The following is a 14274-nucleotide window of genomic DNA, read 5'->3' as shown; positions in this document are numbered from 1 at the left end:
TCCTCAAACGGTTTATGAAGGAAAGGAGTCGGACACTTTGGATAAAGTGATGTCTAACAAAAAAATAATCGCGTTATACGTATTTCCCGCCTTGCTTCTCATTCTGGCTATTGTATATATTCCGATTGTTCTAACGGGTTATTACGGACTGAATAAATGGAATGGTATAGGCGCTCTGACTTTTATCGGATTTGATAACTATAAAGCTTTGCTAACAGACCAAACCTTCTGGAATAGTGCTTGGCATTCTCTGCAGTTAGCGTTGTTTTCTACCCTAAGTCTCATTATTTATTTGGCAATTGCTATGGTATTAGCCGCCCGGATCAAGGGAGCTAACTTGTTTCGCAAAATATATCTGATTCCGATGCTGTTATCGTCCGTTGCGATTGCGCAGCTTTGGCTAAGAATTTATCATCCGACGAACGGAATTGTGAACAGCTTATTAGTTTCCATTGGTTTTGCTAATCCTCCTGCATGGCTTGCAGAGCCTACATTAGTTTTGTTTGCTTTATTTATTCCCATTCTGTGGCAATATGCTGGTTTCTATATTCTGATCTATTACGCAGCACTCAAGAATATCCCGACCTCTCTGGAAGAGGCAGCAAAGATTGACGGAGCCTCTGCCTTACAAATCGCTTGGAAAATTAAGCTTCCACTCGCAATGGAAGTCATCAAAGTTACGATTGTTCTAGCCGTTGTAGGTTCTCTGAAGTATTTTGACTTAATCTTTGTTATGACGGATGGAGGTCCTAATGGCTCTAGTGAAGTGATGGCGTCTTATATGTATCATCAGGCTTTTCGGGCTTATGATTTTGGCTACGGGAGTGCAATTGGATTCTTCCTGCTCGTCATCTGTCTCGTCATTACTTGGGTCATTCGCAAATTAACTGCTACGAAAGATTCGATCCAATACTCATAAGGAGGGGCGCTTCATGATGTCTGGAACTGCAGGAAGGCTAGAAATCGGGCCAAAGACAGGCGGCGCAGGTGCGGAGATCACACGTAAATTCGGCTACTCATTGCTATATATCGTGTTGATTGCCGTTGCTGCTCTGCAATTGTTTCCGCTTGTATGGCTGCTGTTTTTCTCATTAAAAAATAATCAGGAAGTGTTCAACCTTCCTGCTCTATCGTTGCCGATGAATCCTCACTGGGAGAATTACGCGAAGGTCTGGAATGTAGGGAACATCAACGTGTATTTCTTCAACAGCGTATGGATTACCATCGTGGCTACGGTGTTAACGGTTATCTTCGGGAGCTTGGTTACGTATGCAGTTACCAGGATGAAATGGAAGGGAAGCTCTTTCGTACTGGGATTGTTTATGGTAGCGATGATGATTCCTGTTCACTCCACGCTTATTCCGTTATTTAGTATATTCAATAAGATTGGCTTAACGGATCACCCTTTGTCACTTATTTTGTCTTATGTCGCTTTTAACATGCCGATAACGATTATGATTTTGCTGGGTTTCTATTACGCACTGCCACGCGAAGTGGAAGAGGCTGCAGTAATTGATGGTTGTTCCGTGAACAGAATGTTTTTTAGAATTATACTTCCTATGACAAGCTCGGTGATCGCGACTACAGCCATTATTAATATGATCTATAACTGGAACGAATTTATTTTTGTAAACACATTTATTAGTTCTGATTCTTACAAGACGCTGACCGTGGGGGTGCAAAACTTCATTGGTCAATATACGACGGATTGGGGTGCGATCGGGGCAACGCTTATGATCAGTATTTTGCCTATCCTGATTACATTCCTGTTCCTCAGTAACCGTATCGTTGAGGGAATTGCGGCGGGTTCGGTTAAAGGGTAAGTAGAAAGAAGACCTGAATTTCTCAGCTCGAAAAGCTGAAGAGAATTCCGGTCTTTTTTTTTAATCCAATCTAGAATTTTGATTCAATCCTGAAAGCCCCGGGTTAATGGAGGCTATCAAAGATGAACATTCGAAAGGAGAGATTGCTGATGGAACCGGGCTATAAGGATAGAAGTGTTGAAGTGGAGCATAGGGAGGTACAACGGAAATCGGATTCCAGCGTTGTCGCATCTACCTTTATTAAATATGCTGCTTACATTATTATATTTTTTGGTTTTCTGTTCTTTTTGGTTAAATATGTATTTCCTAAGTTTTAATAAGAATTGATTCTTAAGGCGGAGTTTTATTGTTTCTCTACGATGATCTTTTTTATTACTGCTATAGTTTCTGGTGCAGCATTCTCCAGCATAAACTCAATTGCAGCGAACTGCCGCATAACGTACCTGTCCTCAAGCTTCTCTAAAGGGTTGAAAAAGCCTTTCGGATAATCGATAATCTTCAGATCCCGCTCCGTGACCTGTCCTATGTATTCAAAGGCGTATTCGAATGTACCTTCTGAAATATATAAATCGACGACTTCTTCAATTCGCTTGCGATCAATATGATCCACGACAGTTAGATAATTAGGTGCACTCCAGTAGGCCCCATTTAGACAAGCACCACTTTGGATGTAGTCTTGTCGGATCGCTTCGATGTTCTTGAAGGTGTAGAAATCCGATGCCCAGCGGGAGCGGTCAGGGAATGTGACTATGACATAGAGATTATAATTGTCCTCTTCCTCAGTCCCACTTTCCGGAGACAGCTGTATATGTCTTGTTCTACTGATCATGATTATAAGTCCCCTTTCTTAACAAAAACGGATACCGTCTTCTTAAAAGACGATATCCGCTGCTTTAAAGATGTCCTAGATCTTAATCATCCGAGGCTATAACTTCATCTCATTACTCGATTCCGCAGAATTACGATAAAAGAACCAGCACTCATTCAGCAGCTTGATCTGACGGCGGTCTTTTTTGTAATAAGCTTTCATTAGCTGATGGCAGAGCCACTGTGGCAAGCGAATCCCTCCTCTAACAACTTACGTAAGTTAGAATATGGAGAAATAAGCCTAAAGGTGCGGATTACAGTAGGCTTTCTGCTTCCTCTTCGTACCACTGCTCCAATTGAGCCTGTAGCGCTCGTATCTCAGTAAGCAGGGAGATCAGTGGGTAGTTCTTCTGCTCTTGAACAGAGGCGAAGGCCTGTTCCAATCTATTGATATAATCCAGACCGGAATCCAGGGAGTAGTCCTCGCGTAACAGATCCAGCGAATCACACTCGGCGATGGCTAAGGGCAGATCCGGAACATTATCGGCTGTCAGCTTGTCGATTTCTTTGTTCAGGCGTAAATTGAGCGCACTTAGTTGATACGCATATTCCTCAGGCATTTCCACGAATTGTAATTCTTGATTTTGCTGCAAAATTACATACCGCATTTTCGGCATTGTTCATTCTCCCTCCGTACTTGTCTTCCTTCTTGACAGTTTAGCCTATGCACAAGTTACAATTCAAGTAGAGATCTTATTTCCCGTGGAAAGGACTTGTGATAGAACGCTATGGAAACTATGAGCAACGAAGAGCTGCAGCTGTGGATTGAGCAGGTATCACGGGACAGCTTTGGCGTGCCGTTTAGACACAAGGCGAGCTTTAACAGCCGGTTGTCCTCAACGGGCGGCCGATATTTCACCAAAAGCCATAATATAGAGATTAATCCCCATCAGCTTGCCATGTTTGGCAGAGAAGAGACGGAGCGGATTATCAAGCATGAGCTCTGCCATTATCATTTGCATTTGGCTAAGCGAGGGTATATGCATCGTGACGCTGATTTCAAAAGCCTGCTGGCGCAAGTCGGCGGAAGCCGCTACTGTCAGACACTGCCGGGTGCAAAAGCTCGGAAGTCGCTGCCCTATCGATATAAGCTTGTATGCAGTGCCTGTGCCATGGAGTATCCGCGTAAGCGAAAAGTAGACCCTAAGCGTTATCGCTGCGGTAAATGTTCGGGCAAGTTGAAGTTATTTATTTTATAACCAAACCTAATAATCCGACAAAAGAAACAGCTTGCTGAGGCGAAATGATGCATCCTTCTAAATCTTTGATATCCACGATCAAGCCACTGAACTCGCAGTCACTAAGATCGATCCCATTAAGCTTTGATCCTGACAATGTGGCTTGATCAATATTACACTCGCTGAAGCTGATTTTTTGGAAACTTGACTGATAGTAGTCGGAACTCATTAATGAACTGCTCTCAAAAGCAACCTGCTTCAGATTAGCGAATCGAAACGTAGCAAAATCCCCGATACAATCTACTACACGAACATTTTGGAATCTGCCTCTTGTAAAGTCTGTGCCAATAAGCTTGCAGTTTCTAAATTCAGTTCGATGAATAATGCCATTCGTAAAATCCACATTAGATAGATCACAGCGATCAAAAATCACGTCCATAAGCTCGATCCCAGTTAGGGAGCACTCCGTAATCGTTACATTTTTAAAAATCACGCGATCAAAGCTGACCTTATTAGCCTCTTGATTATCAATAACCGTATCGCTGATGCTGCAACAGCTGAATTCGTCCTTGGTTTGCAGCGAATATATTTGCTCAGGAAGAAGAGAGTCTGGATCTGCTATTTTTGGCGAATCAATTTTGAAATTCATATGTACCTCCGTTTGTTTACTCTTTGCGGGTAGCTAAAACTAACTATCATCGCGTTAAACCGATTTGTCAATCTTCATGAAGGTTGTAGGGATTGGATATCCGTACAAATACACCTTTTTCTGGATAAAATCGCACATCGTTTTGTAAGCGTTCCCAAACTAATATGAAAAGGAAGTCCATATTAATTAGAGGGGGCACATGTATGAAACGAATCAGGTCCGCAATGGCGGGTCTGCTCGCGCTGCTGCTGATTTTTTCAAGCTTGCCTGTAATGGGAACCGGTAAAGGTTCCGTAGGAGCAGAAGGGGTTGGAGGAACAGGCGCTGAGCAAATTCCATCAGGTACGGTACTCATCAAGAATAAGTGGAAAAACAACTTTTTATATGAGACATCCGCAGGAATCGTGCGTTATGGCATGACCAATCCAGCCGATACTTCAGCGCATTGGACGGTTGAGACGGTGAATGGGCTGTCACGAATCAAGAATGTGAAGACAGGCCATTACATTACAATGGATGGTAACAACGGCAAAGAGGATTCACTTAAGGCGGCAGAACGCCAAGGTTCAGGAAGTGTTGCGGATCAGTGGCTGATCGATACTTCCAATCGCAATGGATACATGATCATCCGAAGTGCGACTGTGCCAGAGGGGAAGTTGGTTATCCACGAGGAGAATCAGCTTGGTTATGCGCAAGTAAGCTCGGATATCAATGTTACGTTTGAGAGTCCGCAGTGGGCTTTTATAGATCCAAATGCAGCACCTGTACGGCTAGAGAGCCGTCTCCGCCCCGGTCAGGTAATGTATGAAAGTGAAGGGAACGTTCTTTACGGTAAACAGCCTGTCAGCAATGAAGCAGCACAGTGGTATCTTGAATCAGGGACGGATGACGGAACAGTAATGATTCGCAACCGTGCGACAGGCCATTATATTAAGCAAAATGAAGTGACCTGGGCTGGGGTTTTTTCGCAGGAAGTCGATATGGATCACGTGAAGCTAAGTGAGTGGACCCAAGAGCATGCACCAGGCCCTGATGGAACGGGCTTCATTACCCTTCGTAACAGTGGTTTAACTGAAGAGGGTAGTCCATTATGGCTAAATCCGCAATTCAGCGATGACAATAATGTGCGATCTAACAGCTGGCCGGGTTCAGCCTCTAATCCAAGTGCACAGTGGAGAATCGTGCCAATTTCCGAATTACAGCCTGTACGACTGGCAACTTATACGGATGCACAAGTGGCTACAGATTTTTTATATGAATCCGTAAACGGCGAGCTTAAGCATGGAATTATTGCGCCAGATGCCGCCAACACCTCTGACTATCTATGGTATATAGAGGATTATGACGGCAATAAGCGTATCCGTAATGCGGCAACCGATCATTATGTTTCTTATAGTGAAGGTACTGCCAAGGCCTTGCAGATTAGCGGAAGTCAGCCGTCGGATCAATGGATTTTTAATGATTCCGATGATTATGATGATTACCAGACGCTTCAGAATCTCGAAAGCACAGGCATTTATTTGTCTACATTGGGTGGAGAACAGGCTGGTGCGATTGGGGATGCGACTTCTTTGAGCGCTCAGTGGCAGCTTTTAGATCCTAACACACCGACTGACGGCACAATGCCATATTACCGGATTCAGAATGGCTGGAAGTCATTTTATTGGTATGAGAGTGTTGATGGTCTTTTAAAATATGGAAATATGCAAAAGGACGGCTCCGATCAATGGCTCGTGGAGAAATATAACGGCCGCAAGCTGTTCAAAAACAAGAAAACGGGCCATTACATGAACACGATGAACATGCCAAATGGCCACCTTCAGGTCACAGAGCTTCCAGACAGAAATCATGTGGAACGAGAATACATCTGGACAGGCAAAAATGTTGGGAACAACACCTACGTAATCAGTAGCGTTCTAGACAAGGAACCTAATAAAATCCCAGAGAAGTATATTTCACTTCAGAACCTCACTAAATATGCTGAGTACGGAGTGATCAATCCAGGTTGGGGCAGTCCGCAGTGGAGATTTGTACCGGTTACCGAGAAAAAACAAGACTTGTTCCGTTTTCAGCTAGATGCTGTAAATGGAGAGGATCAATATCTTAAGGACGGTCCTTTGCTGACTTCTCCAGCTGCACTAGAGGAATTGCCAGAATCCAAGACGGTTACTGAAGCTGTCTATGCTGACCAGGACTCTGCTCACTCTAACCAAAATCTTGCACCTCTAGCAGCTGCCAACGAGGATGTAACAGTAGGCCAGGCTACTTATGGTCCACTTGATTTGAATGACGATTCCTTTGTCTGGCAGTTGCAAGAAATAGCCGGCAGCAATGGATCGGTGAAGATAAAAAATAAAGGCACTGGACGTTATCTCTCCCTTGAGCATATAGGTGGGGGTGTAGATGAGATTGATCCTAAAGTTAGCGTTCAAACTTTGCAAACAGTGTACGATGTATGGGCCAGCATTAAGTGGAAGGTTGATATGCAGGCGTCCGGTGTGACTACCATTATGAGCTCATGGGCTGGTCACTATATCTATGGTGCGTCGGATGATAACGGCAACCCAATTCTCCGAATCAGTAAAGCTGCAGATACAGCGGAAAAAAGCAGTGCGCATTTTACTGCTGAAGCGGTTGATGCGATTGCTCCGCCACTGCCTGATTACCCTGTAAGATTCAAGAATGCAAGCAGTGGGGAGTATTTATACGAAAATGAGCATGGGGTTGTTCTGTACGGACAGCCGTCAGCAGACAATGGATTTTCGCACTGGAATGTAACTGTGCAGGAGGGTAAACAGACGATCACCAACCGGGCAACAGGTCATTTTTTAACGCTGAATGGTGATTATTCATATTTGGAGAGCAGTAGTACAGAACCTGCTGTAGACGGAGCCTCTGCCTGGGAAGTAAGCTTGGCTTCCGATTATACACATTACACCATTCGTAGTCTCTTTGGAGAATACGACGATGAATTAATAAACATTGCCAATAAGACAGGATATGCTGAACGTGCGCTTTTGCTAGAGAGTGAGGGTACGGCACTATGGACACTTGAGGCGGCTACACAGGAATTTACTACTCCATCTGGAGAACTGCGCAATAACAATACAACAACTCCAGTTCAAAATGATACCAACATCATAACCATTGTACCGAAAGGCATGGCTGGTAAAGTATTGGCCGAAAAAGAGGGGGCTGTCCTATATGCAGATGCCTCCGATATGGCGGCTCAATCCCAGTGGCTGGTTCAGGAGATAAACGGACGCAAACGGATTATGAATGTTCAGACACAACATTATCTTTCGCTCAATGAATCGGGCCAAGTGGTCTTGTTAGCTGCTGGAGATACAGAAAGATCCCAATGGAAGCTGGAAGAAAAGTTAGGTTATACTCTTCTGCTAAATGCGAATGGAACAGGTCTTCTTACTCACAGCGCATCGGCTGTTCAGCTTGGTTCTGCTGCAAATGGAACTGATAGTGAGCTCTGGAGCTTCTTACCTATCCCTACTGATGCAATTTATGCAGGAGGAGAAGCATTCAAAGGGGATCGTGTTATACGGTTTGCAGTCAACGCCCAGCAGGCCGGGGAATATGACGCTGTTATTCGATACAAAAATACCGCTGCTGCTGCAACGGATCTGGCGCTAGAGGTGAATGGTTTAAACGAAGGGGGCAAGGTTAGTCTTGGTAAGTCTGCCTCTTGGAAGAATGCACAGGTAATACTGCAGCTTCGTGCAGGCATCAACACGGTTTCTCTAAGTAGTGACAACGTGGATTGGAGTAAAGTAACCCTTGATAGCCTGACCGTAAAAAACAGCGTTAACAAAACATACCGTGGAGCAACGGTTCCATATATCAGCTATGAAGCTGAGGATGCGGCAACAAACGGAACGCTGATTGGCTCGTCGCGGAAATATCTCAGCATGGCTTCCGAGGCTTCTGGACGACAAGCGGTGGCCTTGAAGAATACGGGAGATTATCTAGAGTTCAAGCTTGCGAAGTCGGCTAACTCCATTGTTCTTCGATATTCCATTCCTGATAGTCCAGATGGGGCTGGTGCGGAAGAAACCCTGACTCTATATGTGGATGGAGTTAAGAAGCAGCTTAAGCTGACATCCAAATATGCTTGGGAATATGGCAGCTACCCATGGTCAAATGATCCTCGCCAAGGCAGTGGACACCGCTTCTTTGACGAAATCCATGCTCTGATCGGCGATACTCCTGCCGGAGCAACTATTCGCTTAGAGAAGGGAACAGGAGATAAGGCAGCTTCTTACGTCATTGACCTGGTGGATATGGAGCAGGTTGCCCCTGAGTTGGCTCGCCCGGACGAATTTATTTCCGTAACGGATTTTGGAGCGGCAGCAAATGATGAGGGAGATGATACCGCAGCCTTCAAGGCAGCTCTTGCCGAAGCGAATGCGACAGGTAAAGGAGTGTGGTTCCCGGCGGGTACCTTTAATGTCGGTGAGGGTCTGCTGGATCTGGATACCGCTGAAATACGTGGTGCCGGCATGTGGTATACGGTTCTGAATGGAGCTAAGTTTTATGGTCACGGCGGTAAGGTTGGTGTTTACGATCTGATGATTGAAGGCGGCATTAACGAACGGGATGATGAAGCGATCACCAACGCTTTCCATGGTGCTTTTGGCCAAGGTTCGATTATACAGAACGTTTGGATAGAACATACCAAAGCAGGCTTGTGGTTAACTCAGCCGATGGGTGAAAAGGCGCGTACGAATGGTCTGTACATGGCAGGTCTGCGGATCCGCAATCTTATGGCAGACGGGATTAACTTTGCCGTAGGGACTGGCAACAGCATGATGGAACAAAGTGACATCCGCTATCCAGGGGATGATGGAATTGCAATGTGGTCGTTTACAGACGGCAAGTTGACGGATATGAATGGTACGGAACGTACACCGAGCTATAATAACACGGCACGTTTTAATACGGTATCCTTGCCTTGGTTAGCGGATAACATTGTAGTCTTTGGGGGGAAAGATAACAAAGTCCAGGACAACGTGGTAAAAGACACTGTGACTAATGGAGCCGGGATTGCAGTGTCCACCCGTTTCACCGCCGAGCCCTTCCAAGGAACAACGATTGTGGAGCGAAATACCTTGCTTAGAACTGGCAGTTATGATTCCGGTTACGGCGTGAATCTGGGTGCGTTATGGCTTTATGCTGGTGAGAGTGATCTGAAAGGAAGAGTACTCATTCGCAACAATACGGCACTGGACAGCACTTATTCGGGGTTGATTGCTCAAGGTGATCTAGAAGGAGATACTCTCACTTCCATTGATGGAGTAGTGCTGACGAATAATGTATTAGATGGCGCAGGTACAAGCGGTATAGAAGTTACGAAAAATCTGAAAGGGAGTCTGCTGGTCGACAACATGATTATTCGTGGCGAACGGATGAATCTTCTGACCAATGCCTCTCCTGACCTAAGCATTAAAGAACAAAATCAAGGAATAGCCACAGCCATTAAACCGTTCTCTATCAAACTAGCAGATGGACAGAGCGGTCCTGTGGTATTAGAGCAGGGTAAGTCAGCTACGCTTAAGGTGCTAGATAAAGAAGGCAGAGATATTACCGCACAAGCTACTCTAAATATTATGAGCAGTGAGATTGCTACATTTACCAACGACAGTCTTAATGGAATTAAAGCGGGAATCACAGATTTCACGGTAACTGTGGGCAACGATAAGAGGGTATATACAATTGAGGTGCTATCACCTGGTGGGACAGATCCTGTAGACCCGATCGATCCTGTGGATCCAACAAGTACTCCTAGTCCGACGAGTACTCCTAGTCCAACGAATACTCCAGAACCAACAAGTACTCCTGGTCCAACAGACCCTACAGGGTCAGTGAACCCTGTTCAAACCGGCACACCGACCGCTACACCAGCACCTACACCAGCAGCTAATCATGATGCGCAGCTAAAAGCTAAGGCGACTGCAGGGCAGGCTGTTATCGAGATTTCAGCTAATGGAGACGGCACAGCCCGGTTTAGTGCAGATGCTTTACGTAAGGCGGCGGCACTTAGCCCCAAAGCTGTGCTTGTTATTGAAAGTGGAGGTATGAGCTACCGCTTCCCGTTAGAGCTTGTGGAGAGTGTGCTCAAATCCGCACAAATGCCGGCAGGCACACTGGAGTTTAATTTAAATTCGCTAAGCGGAAAAGGATTAGAACAACTGCTTGCCAAGGCTAAGCAGCAAGGCTTTACTGTGCAAGGAACACCGGCTATTGTCACTCTAAAGGTAACGGATGGCAAAACCTCTGTAGCAGCAAGTGGGTTCGGCACCACTTATGTAGATCGTACATTTATGCTTAAGGAGGCGCTGGATGCGAAGACAGGTGTAGTCTTTATTTACGATGAACAGACGGGTTCCTTCCGTTATGTACCTGCATTGTTTGAGCTAGTTAATGGGATGACCAAGGTTACTGTTAAGAGCAGTATTGCGAGCGGTGTATTTTTCGCTGCGCTGCACCCTGTGACTTTTGGGGATATTGCTACACATTGGGCGAAAAATGAGATTGAGGGACTTGCTAGCCGACTGATCTTGACCGGACAATCCACAGATACCTTTGCACCTCAGAAATCTGTCAGTCGTGCCGAGTTCGCAGCTATGTTGATTCGATCGTTAGGTCTTGTAGCTGCGAACACGACGAAGACCTTCAATGATGTGTCCGATTTATCTTGGTATGCAGCGGATGCCAGAGCTGCTGCAGCCTTAGGACTGGTTCAAGGCTATGAGGATGGAACCTTCCGTCCGAACGCCCCTATTACACGGGAGCAAATGGCTGTTATGGCAGCCAGAGCAATGAAGCTGCTGAACCTAGAAGCTGAAGGATATGGAGCAAACGTTGCTGCAGATGTTTTCACAGACGCTTCAACTATTTCCTCATGGGCTAAAGAAGCAGTGTCTGACCTGGCTGCAAAAGGTATTATGAAAGGTCAATCATCAGGCAGCTTTGCACCTAGCAGTGATACTAGCCGTACAGAAGCCGCTGTAATTCTTGTCCGGCTGCTTAGAGCAGCTAAATTATTGAATTAGCTACCGTGGTAGAAGCTACAATATGGCATAAGTAAAAAGACAGCAGAGCAGCGATCTCCTCCGGTTATTGGAGAATCGCTGCTCTGCGTTTTTAACGTTGGCTGGCCTGCTATAAAAGCTTATGGGCAAGCAAAAGCTCATTGACTTTGAGTAACCCATTCACTTGCACCAACACCAACATCGCCGAGCTATCATTGGCTGAGGCTTACGGACCCCAATGACGCTATTGGCAAGTTTTTAGCCTTTTGGGCAGGGTTTCGGACTCAAGTGACGCTATTAGTTCGAAAGAGGCTCATATTTGGTGTTTTTCGTGCCAATAGAGGCAATGGGGTCCGATAGTATGCCAAATATGCGATTATGCTGAGTATAAGGTCAACTGGGTCCGATAGTAGCTTCATATCCGATTCCGATGCAGCCTTACTTCAGTTTTCCCATCGATAGATTGACTCTGTAATTTCCGAACTTCAGCAGTTCGTCGAGAAAGCTATTCAACTCCTCTTGGTTTCCGGTACGAACACGTATCCAGTAGCAGCCTTCTCCGCTGACCCTATGTATTTCTTTTACACTATCATGCTGCTTTGCGAATGTCTGAAAGGCTGGGTGAACCGTATTCGAACCCAAAAAAACAGTAATAAAGGCATGAATAGTCTCCCCAACCTTATCCGGATTCCAGCGGACCGTGTAGCCTTCAATCACTCCGGTGTCCTGCATTTTGCGAATACGTGCGCCCACAGCCTGACCGGTCATATGCACTTGCTGCCCAATATCTCTGTGACTGATCGTGGAATTTTCAATTAGAAGCTGCAGGATGCGAAAATCCACATCATCTATAAAATAGGAGCTCATTATTATCTAAAATCCTTTCTGCGTGAAAGTAGAAAGGACCAATCTCTTTCCAATCTCAATGTATTCTGTTTCAAGGTCCAACTATAATTAATTGTAGCAGAAGATATCTGAAAGAAAGAAGGGCTTCCGATGAAAATACAGCATATCCGCAACGCGACCCTATGGCTAGAGTATGGTGGCAGTACATTTTTAATTGATCCTATGTTGAGTGAACAGGGTGCTAATCCACCTATTTTTAATACTGAAAATGATCGCCGCAATCCGCTCGTTTCTTTGCCGGGAGCCGTAGAACAATGGCTGAGTCCTAATGCAATTCTTGTCACACATCTTCATCAGGATCATTGGGATGCTGCTGCCATTTCTTTGTTGCCGCATGATCTACCACTATTATGTCAGGAAGGAGATGGAGATAAATTAGCGAAGCAGGGGTTTGAGCATACCACGGAAATTAGCGATTCACTGACGTTTAATGGAATAACTATAACACGTACGGATGGACGGCATGGCACTGGAGTGACTGGTAAACTTATGGGTAAGGTATCCGGGTTTGTGTTTCAGGCGGAAGGCGAACCTGTTCTATATGTGGCTGGGGATACGATTTGGTGTGATAAGGTGAAAATGGCATTGGACGTTTTTAAACCTGAGGTGACAGTTGTGAATGCTGGTGGTGCGCAGTTTTTAAGCGGATGCCATATTACAATGAATGAGCACGATGTCGTAGACCTATGTGAATATGCTCCTTCTACTAAAGTGATTGCTGTGCACATGGACGCCATTAACCATTGTTTGGTTACCCGAGATAAGCTAAAAGCTCATTTAGAGAAGGAATCGTTGGGGGATCGGGTACAGCTTCCGCAGGATGGAGAATGGTGTAATCTATAGTCGGAGAGGGATGGAAATCTCTTTAAAAAATCTAGCAAGCGGCCGAATCATAGCATAAATTTGAAAACGATCACAAAAATTATTTTGCCCGCTTGACTAGACCTTGAAATCATGATAAATTAATTCATGTTCACTTGTAATGTTCCCTGATAGCTCAGTTGGTAGAGCACTCGACTGTTAATCGAGTTGTCACAGGTTCGAGTCCTGTTCGGGGAGCCATTTTCATGGAGAGATACCCAAGTGGCTATAAGGGGACCCTCTGCTAAGGGGTTAGACTGCGTAAGCGGTGCGTGGGTTCGAATCCCACTCTCTCCGTTCTGAATTACATAAGAAGAGCTTCCATTCTGGGAGCTCTTTTTTGTTGTGTGAATTTATTTTTCGGTTGCTATATGCGATTCTGAGAAACGGTGAATTCAATATTTTGGAAGGGGAATGGTGTGGAGGGATCGAATGTTTATTTGATAAGTGTGAAGAGTTTAAAGGAGGAGCATGAAAACTATAAATCAAATACAAACAAAACCGTCAAGCCGATATGATAGTTTTGATCCGGATCAAGAGGGAAATAAAAATACTATTTTTGCCGACGTAATAATTGATGGTAGATCTCTTTACCAAATGTTAAAAAAATATGATAGGGTTCCTTCCCTCGGGTGGGGTAGTGAAGAGCATCAAAGGAAAATGATTAACTATTTTTTGTTAAACGAAATGCATGAATATTTGTACTGCAGGTACCCAATATTAGTCTGTCCCTGGTGTGGCGATGAAGAATGTGGCTTTATATCAGTGTTTATTGAGAGAGAAGGGGATCTTATTATATGGAGAGATTTCAAATTAGAATCCGGTAATAAGGCTATTGATATAGGCCCTTTTTGCTTTAAATGGGATGAATACGAAAAAGTTATTAGAGAGACATTTGGAACTGCGGGGATTCAATAAGATGTGCTCAAATAATTTATATGGGA

12 protein-coding genes and 2 tRNA genes are annotated in these 14274 nt (G+C 44.8%); 9 read left to right on the top strand and 5 right to left on the bottom strand.

Annotation, left to right across the window (positions count from 1 at the left end; all coding sequences use genetic code 11):
* Window positions 1-37 precede the first annotated feature (37 nt).
* The 3 genes from MKY63_RS04840 to MKY63_RS04830 all read left to right on the top strand — a co-directional run bounded on the left by MKY63_RS04840 (window position 38) and on the right by MKY63_RS04830 (window position 2140).
* Entirely contained in the window at window positions 38-919 is an 882-nt protein-coding gene (locus MKY63_RS04840; protein ID WP_036686803.1) for a sugar ABC transporter permease, read from the top strand.
* A 13-nt stretch (window positions 920-932) separates the two neighbouring features.
* On the top strand, window positions 933-1823 hold the full coding sequence (locus MKY63_RS04835) for a carbohydrate ABC transporter permease (RefSeq protein ID WP_036686804.1): 891 nt from the start codon (window positions 933-935) through the stop codon (window positions 1821-1823).
* 122 nt (window positions 1824-1945) lie between these two features.
* Window positions 1946-2140 carry a hypothetical protein gene (locus MKY63_RS04830; RefSeq protein WP_036686806.1) on the top strand — a complete coding sequence of 65 codons (195 nt, stop codon included), beginning with the start codon at window positions 1946-1948 and terminating at the stop codon, window positions 2138-2140.
* Between the two features lie 26 nt (window positions 2141-2166).
* Here the strand turns inward: MKY63_RS04830 and MKY63_RS04825 are convergent, their stop codons facing one another.
* The 3 genes from MKY63_RS04825 to MKY63_RS04815 all read right to left on the bottom strand — a co-directional run bounded on the left by MKY63_RS04825 (window position 2167) and on the right by MKY63_RS04815 (window position 3307).
* Complete coding sequence (locus tag MKY63_RS04825) at window positions 2167-2652, bottom strand: hypothetical protein (protein WP_339811762.1); 486 nt, start codon at window positions 2650-2652, stop codon at window positions 2167-2169.
* A gap of 96 nt (window positions 2653-2748) precedes the next feature.
* Window positions 2749-2880 (bottom strand): cortex morphogenetic protein CmpA, encoded by a 132-nt coding sequence (gene cmpA / locus MKY63_RS04820; protein ID WP_094903512.1) that lies wholly within the window; start codon window positions 2878-2880, stop codon window positions 2749-2751.
* A 64-nt stretch (window positions 2881-2944) separates the two neighbouring features.
* Window positions 2945-3307: a hydrolase/acyltransferase gene (locus MKY63_RS04815; RefSeq protein ID WP_339811759.1), complete on the bottom strand. Its 363-nt coding sequence runs from the start codon at window positions 3305-3307 to the stop codon at window positions 2945-2947.
* 120 nt (window positions 3308-3427) lie between these two features.
* Here MKY63_RS04815 and MKY63_RS04810 point away from each other — a divergent pair, with 120 nt between their 5' ends.
* On the top strand, window positions 3428-3889 hold the full coding sequence (locus tag MKY63_RS04810) for a SprT family protein (protein ID WP_080742673.1): 462 nt from the start codon (window positions 3428-3430) through the stop codon (window positions 3887-3889).
* Here the strand turns inward: MKY63_RS04810 and MKY63_RS04805 are convergent.
* A complete protein-coding gene (locus MKY63_RS04805) occupies window positions 3879-4517 on the bottom strand; it encodes a pentapeptide repeat-containing protein (RefSeq protein WP_339811757.1) in 639 nt (212 codons plus the stop codon). The two genes, MKY63_RS04810 and MKY63_RS04805, sit on opposite strands and share 11 nt — an antisense overlap.
* 203 nt (window positions 4518-4720) lie before the next feature.
* Here MKY63_RS04805 and MKY63_RS04800 point away from each other — a divergent pair, with 203 nt between their 5' ends.
* Entirely contained in the window at window positions 4721-11584 is a 6864-nt protein-coding gene (locus tag MKY63_RS04800; protein ID WP_339811755.1) for an S-layer homology domain-containing protein, read from the top strand.
* A 417-nt stretch (window positions 11585-12001) separates the two neighbouring features.
* Here the strand turns inward: MKY63_RS04800 and MKY63_RS04795 are convergent, their stop codons facing one another.
* Window positions 12002-12430, bottom strand: a complete 429-nt coding sequence (locus tag MKY63_RS04795; protein ID WP_339811753.1) for an Lrp/AsnC family transcriptional regulator — start codon at window positions 12428-12430, stop codon at window positions 12002-12004.
* Between the two features lie 129 nt (window positions 12431-12559).
* Here MKY63_RS04795 and MKY63_RS04790 point away from each other — a divergent pair, with 129 nt between their 5' ends.
* The 4 genes from MKY63_RS04790 to MKY63_RS04775 all read left to right on the top strand — a co-directional run bounded on the left by MKY63_RS04790 (window position 12560) and on the right by MKY63_RS04775 (window position 14248).
* Complete coding sequence (locus MKY63_RS04790) at window positions 12560-13312, top strand: MBL fold metallo-hydrolase (RefSeq protein ID WP_339811752.1); 753 nt, start codon at window positions 12560-12562, stop codon at window positions 13310-13312.
* A gap of 143 nt (window positions 13313-13455) precedes the next feature.
* Window positions 13456-13531 (top strand) — tRNA-Asn (locus MKY63_RS04785).
* 7 nt (window positions 13532-13538) lie between these two features.
* Window positions 13539-13627 (top strand) — tRNA-Ser (locus MKY63_RS04780).
* A gap of 174 nt (window positions 13628-13801) precedes the next feature.
* Window positions 13802-14248, top strand: a complete 447-nt coding sequence (locus MKY63_RS04775; RefSeq protein ID WP_076106957.1) for an oxidoreductase — start codon at window positions 13802-13804, stop codon at window positions 14246-14248.
* Window positions 14249-14274 lie beyond the last annotated feature (26 nt).

This window comes from Paenibacillus sp. FSL R7-0189 (assembly GCF_037969925.1).
In the GTDB taxonomy this organism is placed as follows: Bacteria; Bacillota; Bacilli; order Paenibacillales; family Paenibacillaceae; genus Paenibacillus_AQ; species Paenibacillus_AQ odorifer.
The sequence above is the reverse complement of the archived record's forward strand: the minus strand, read 5'-3'. Positions and strand labels throughout refer to the sequence as shown.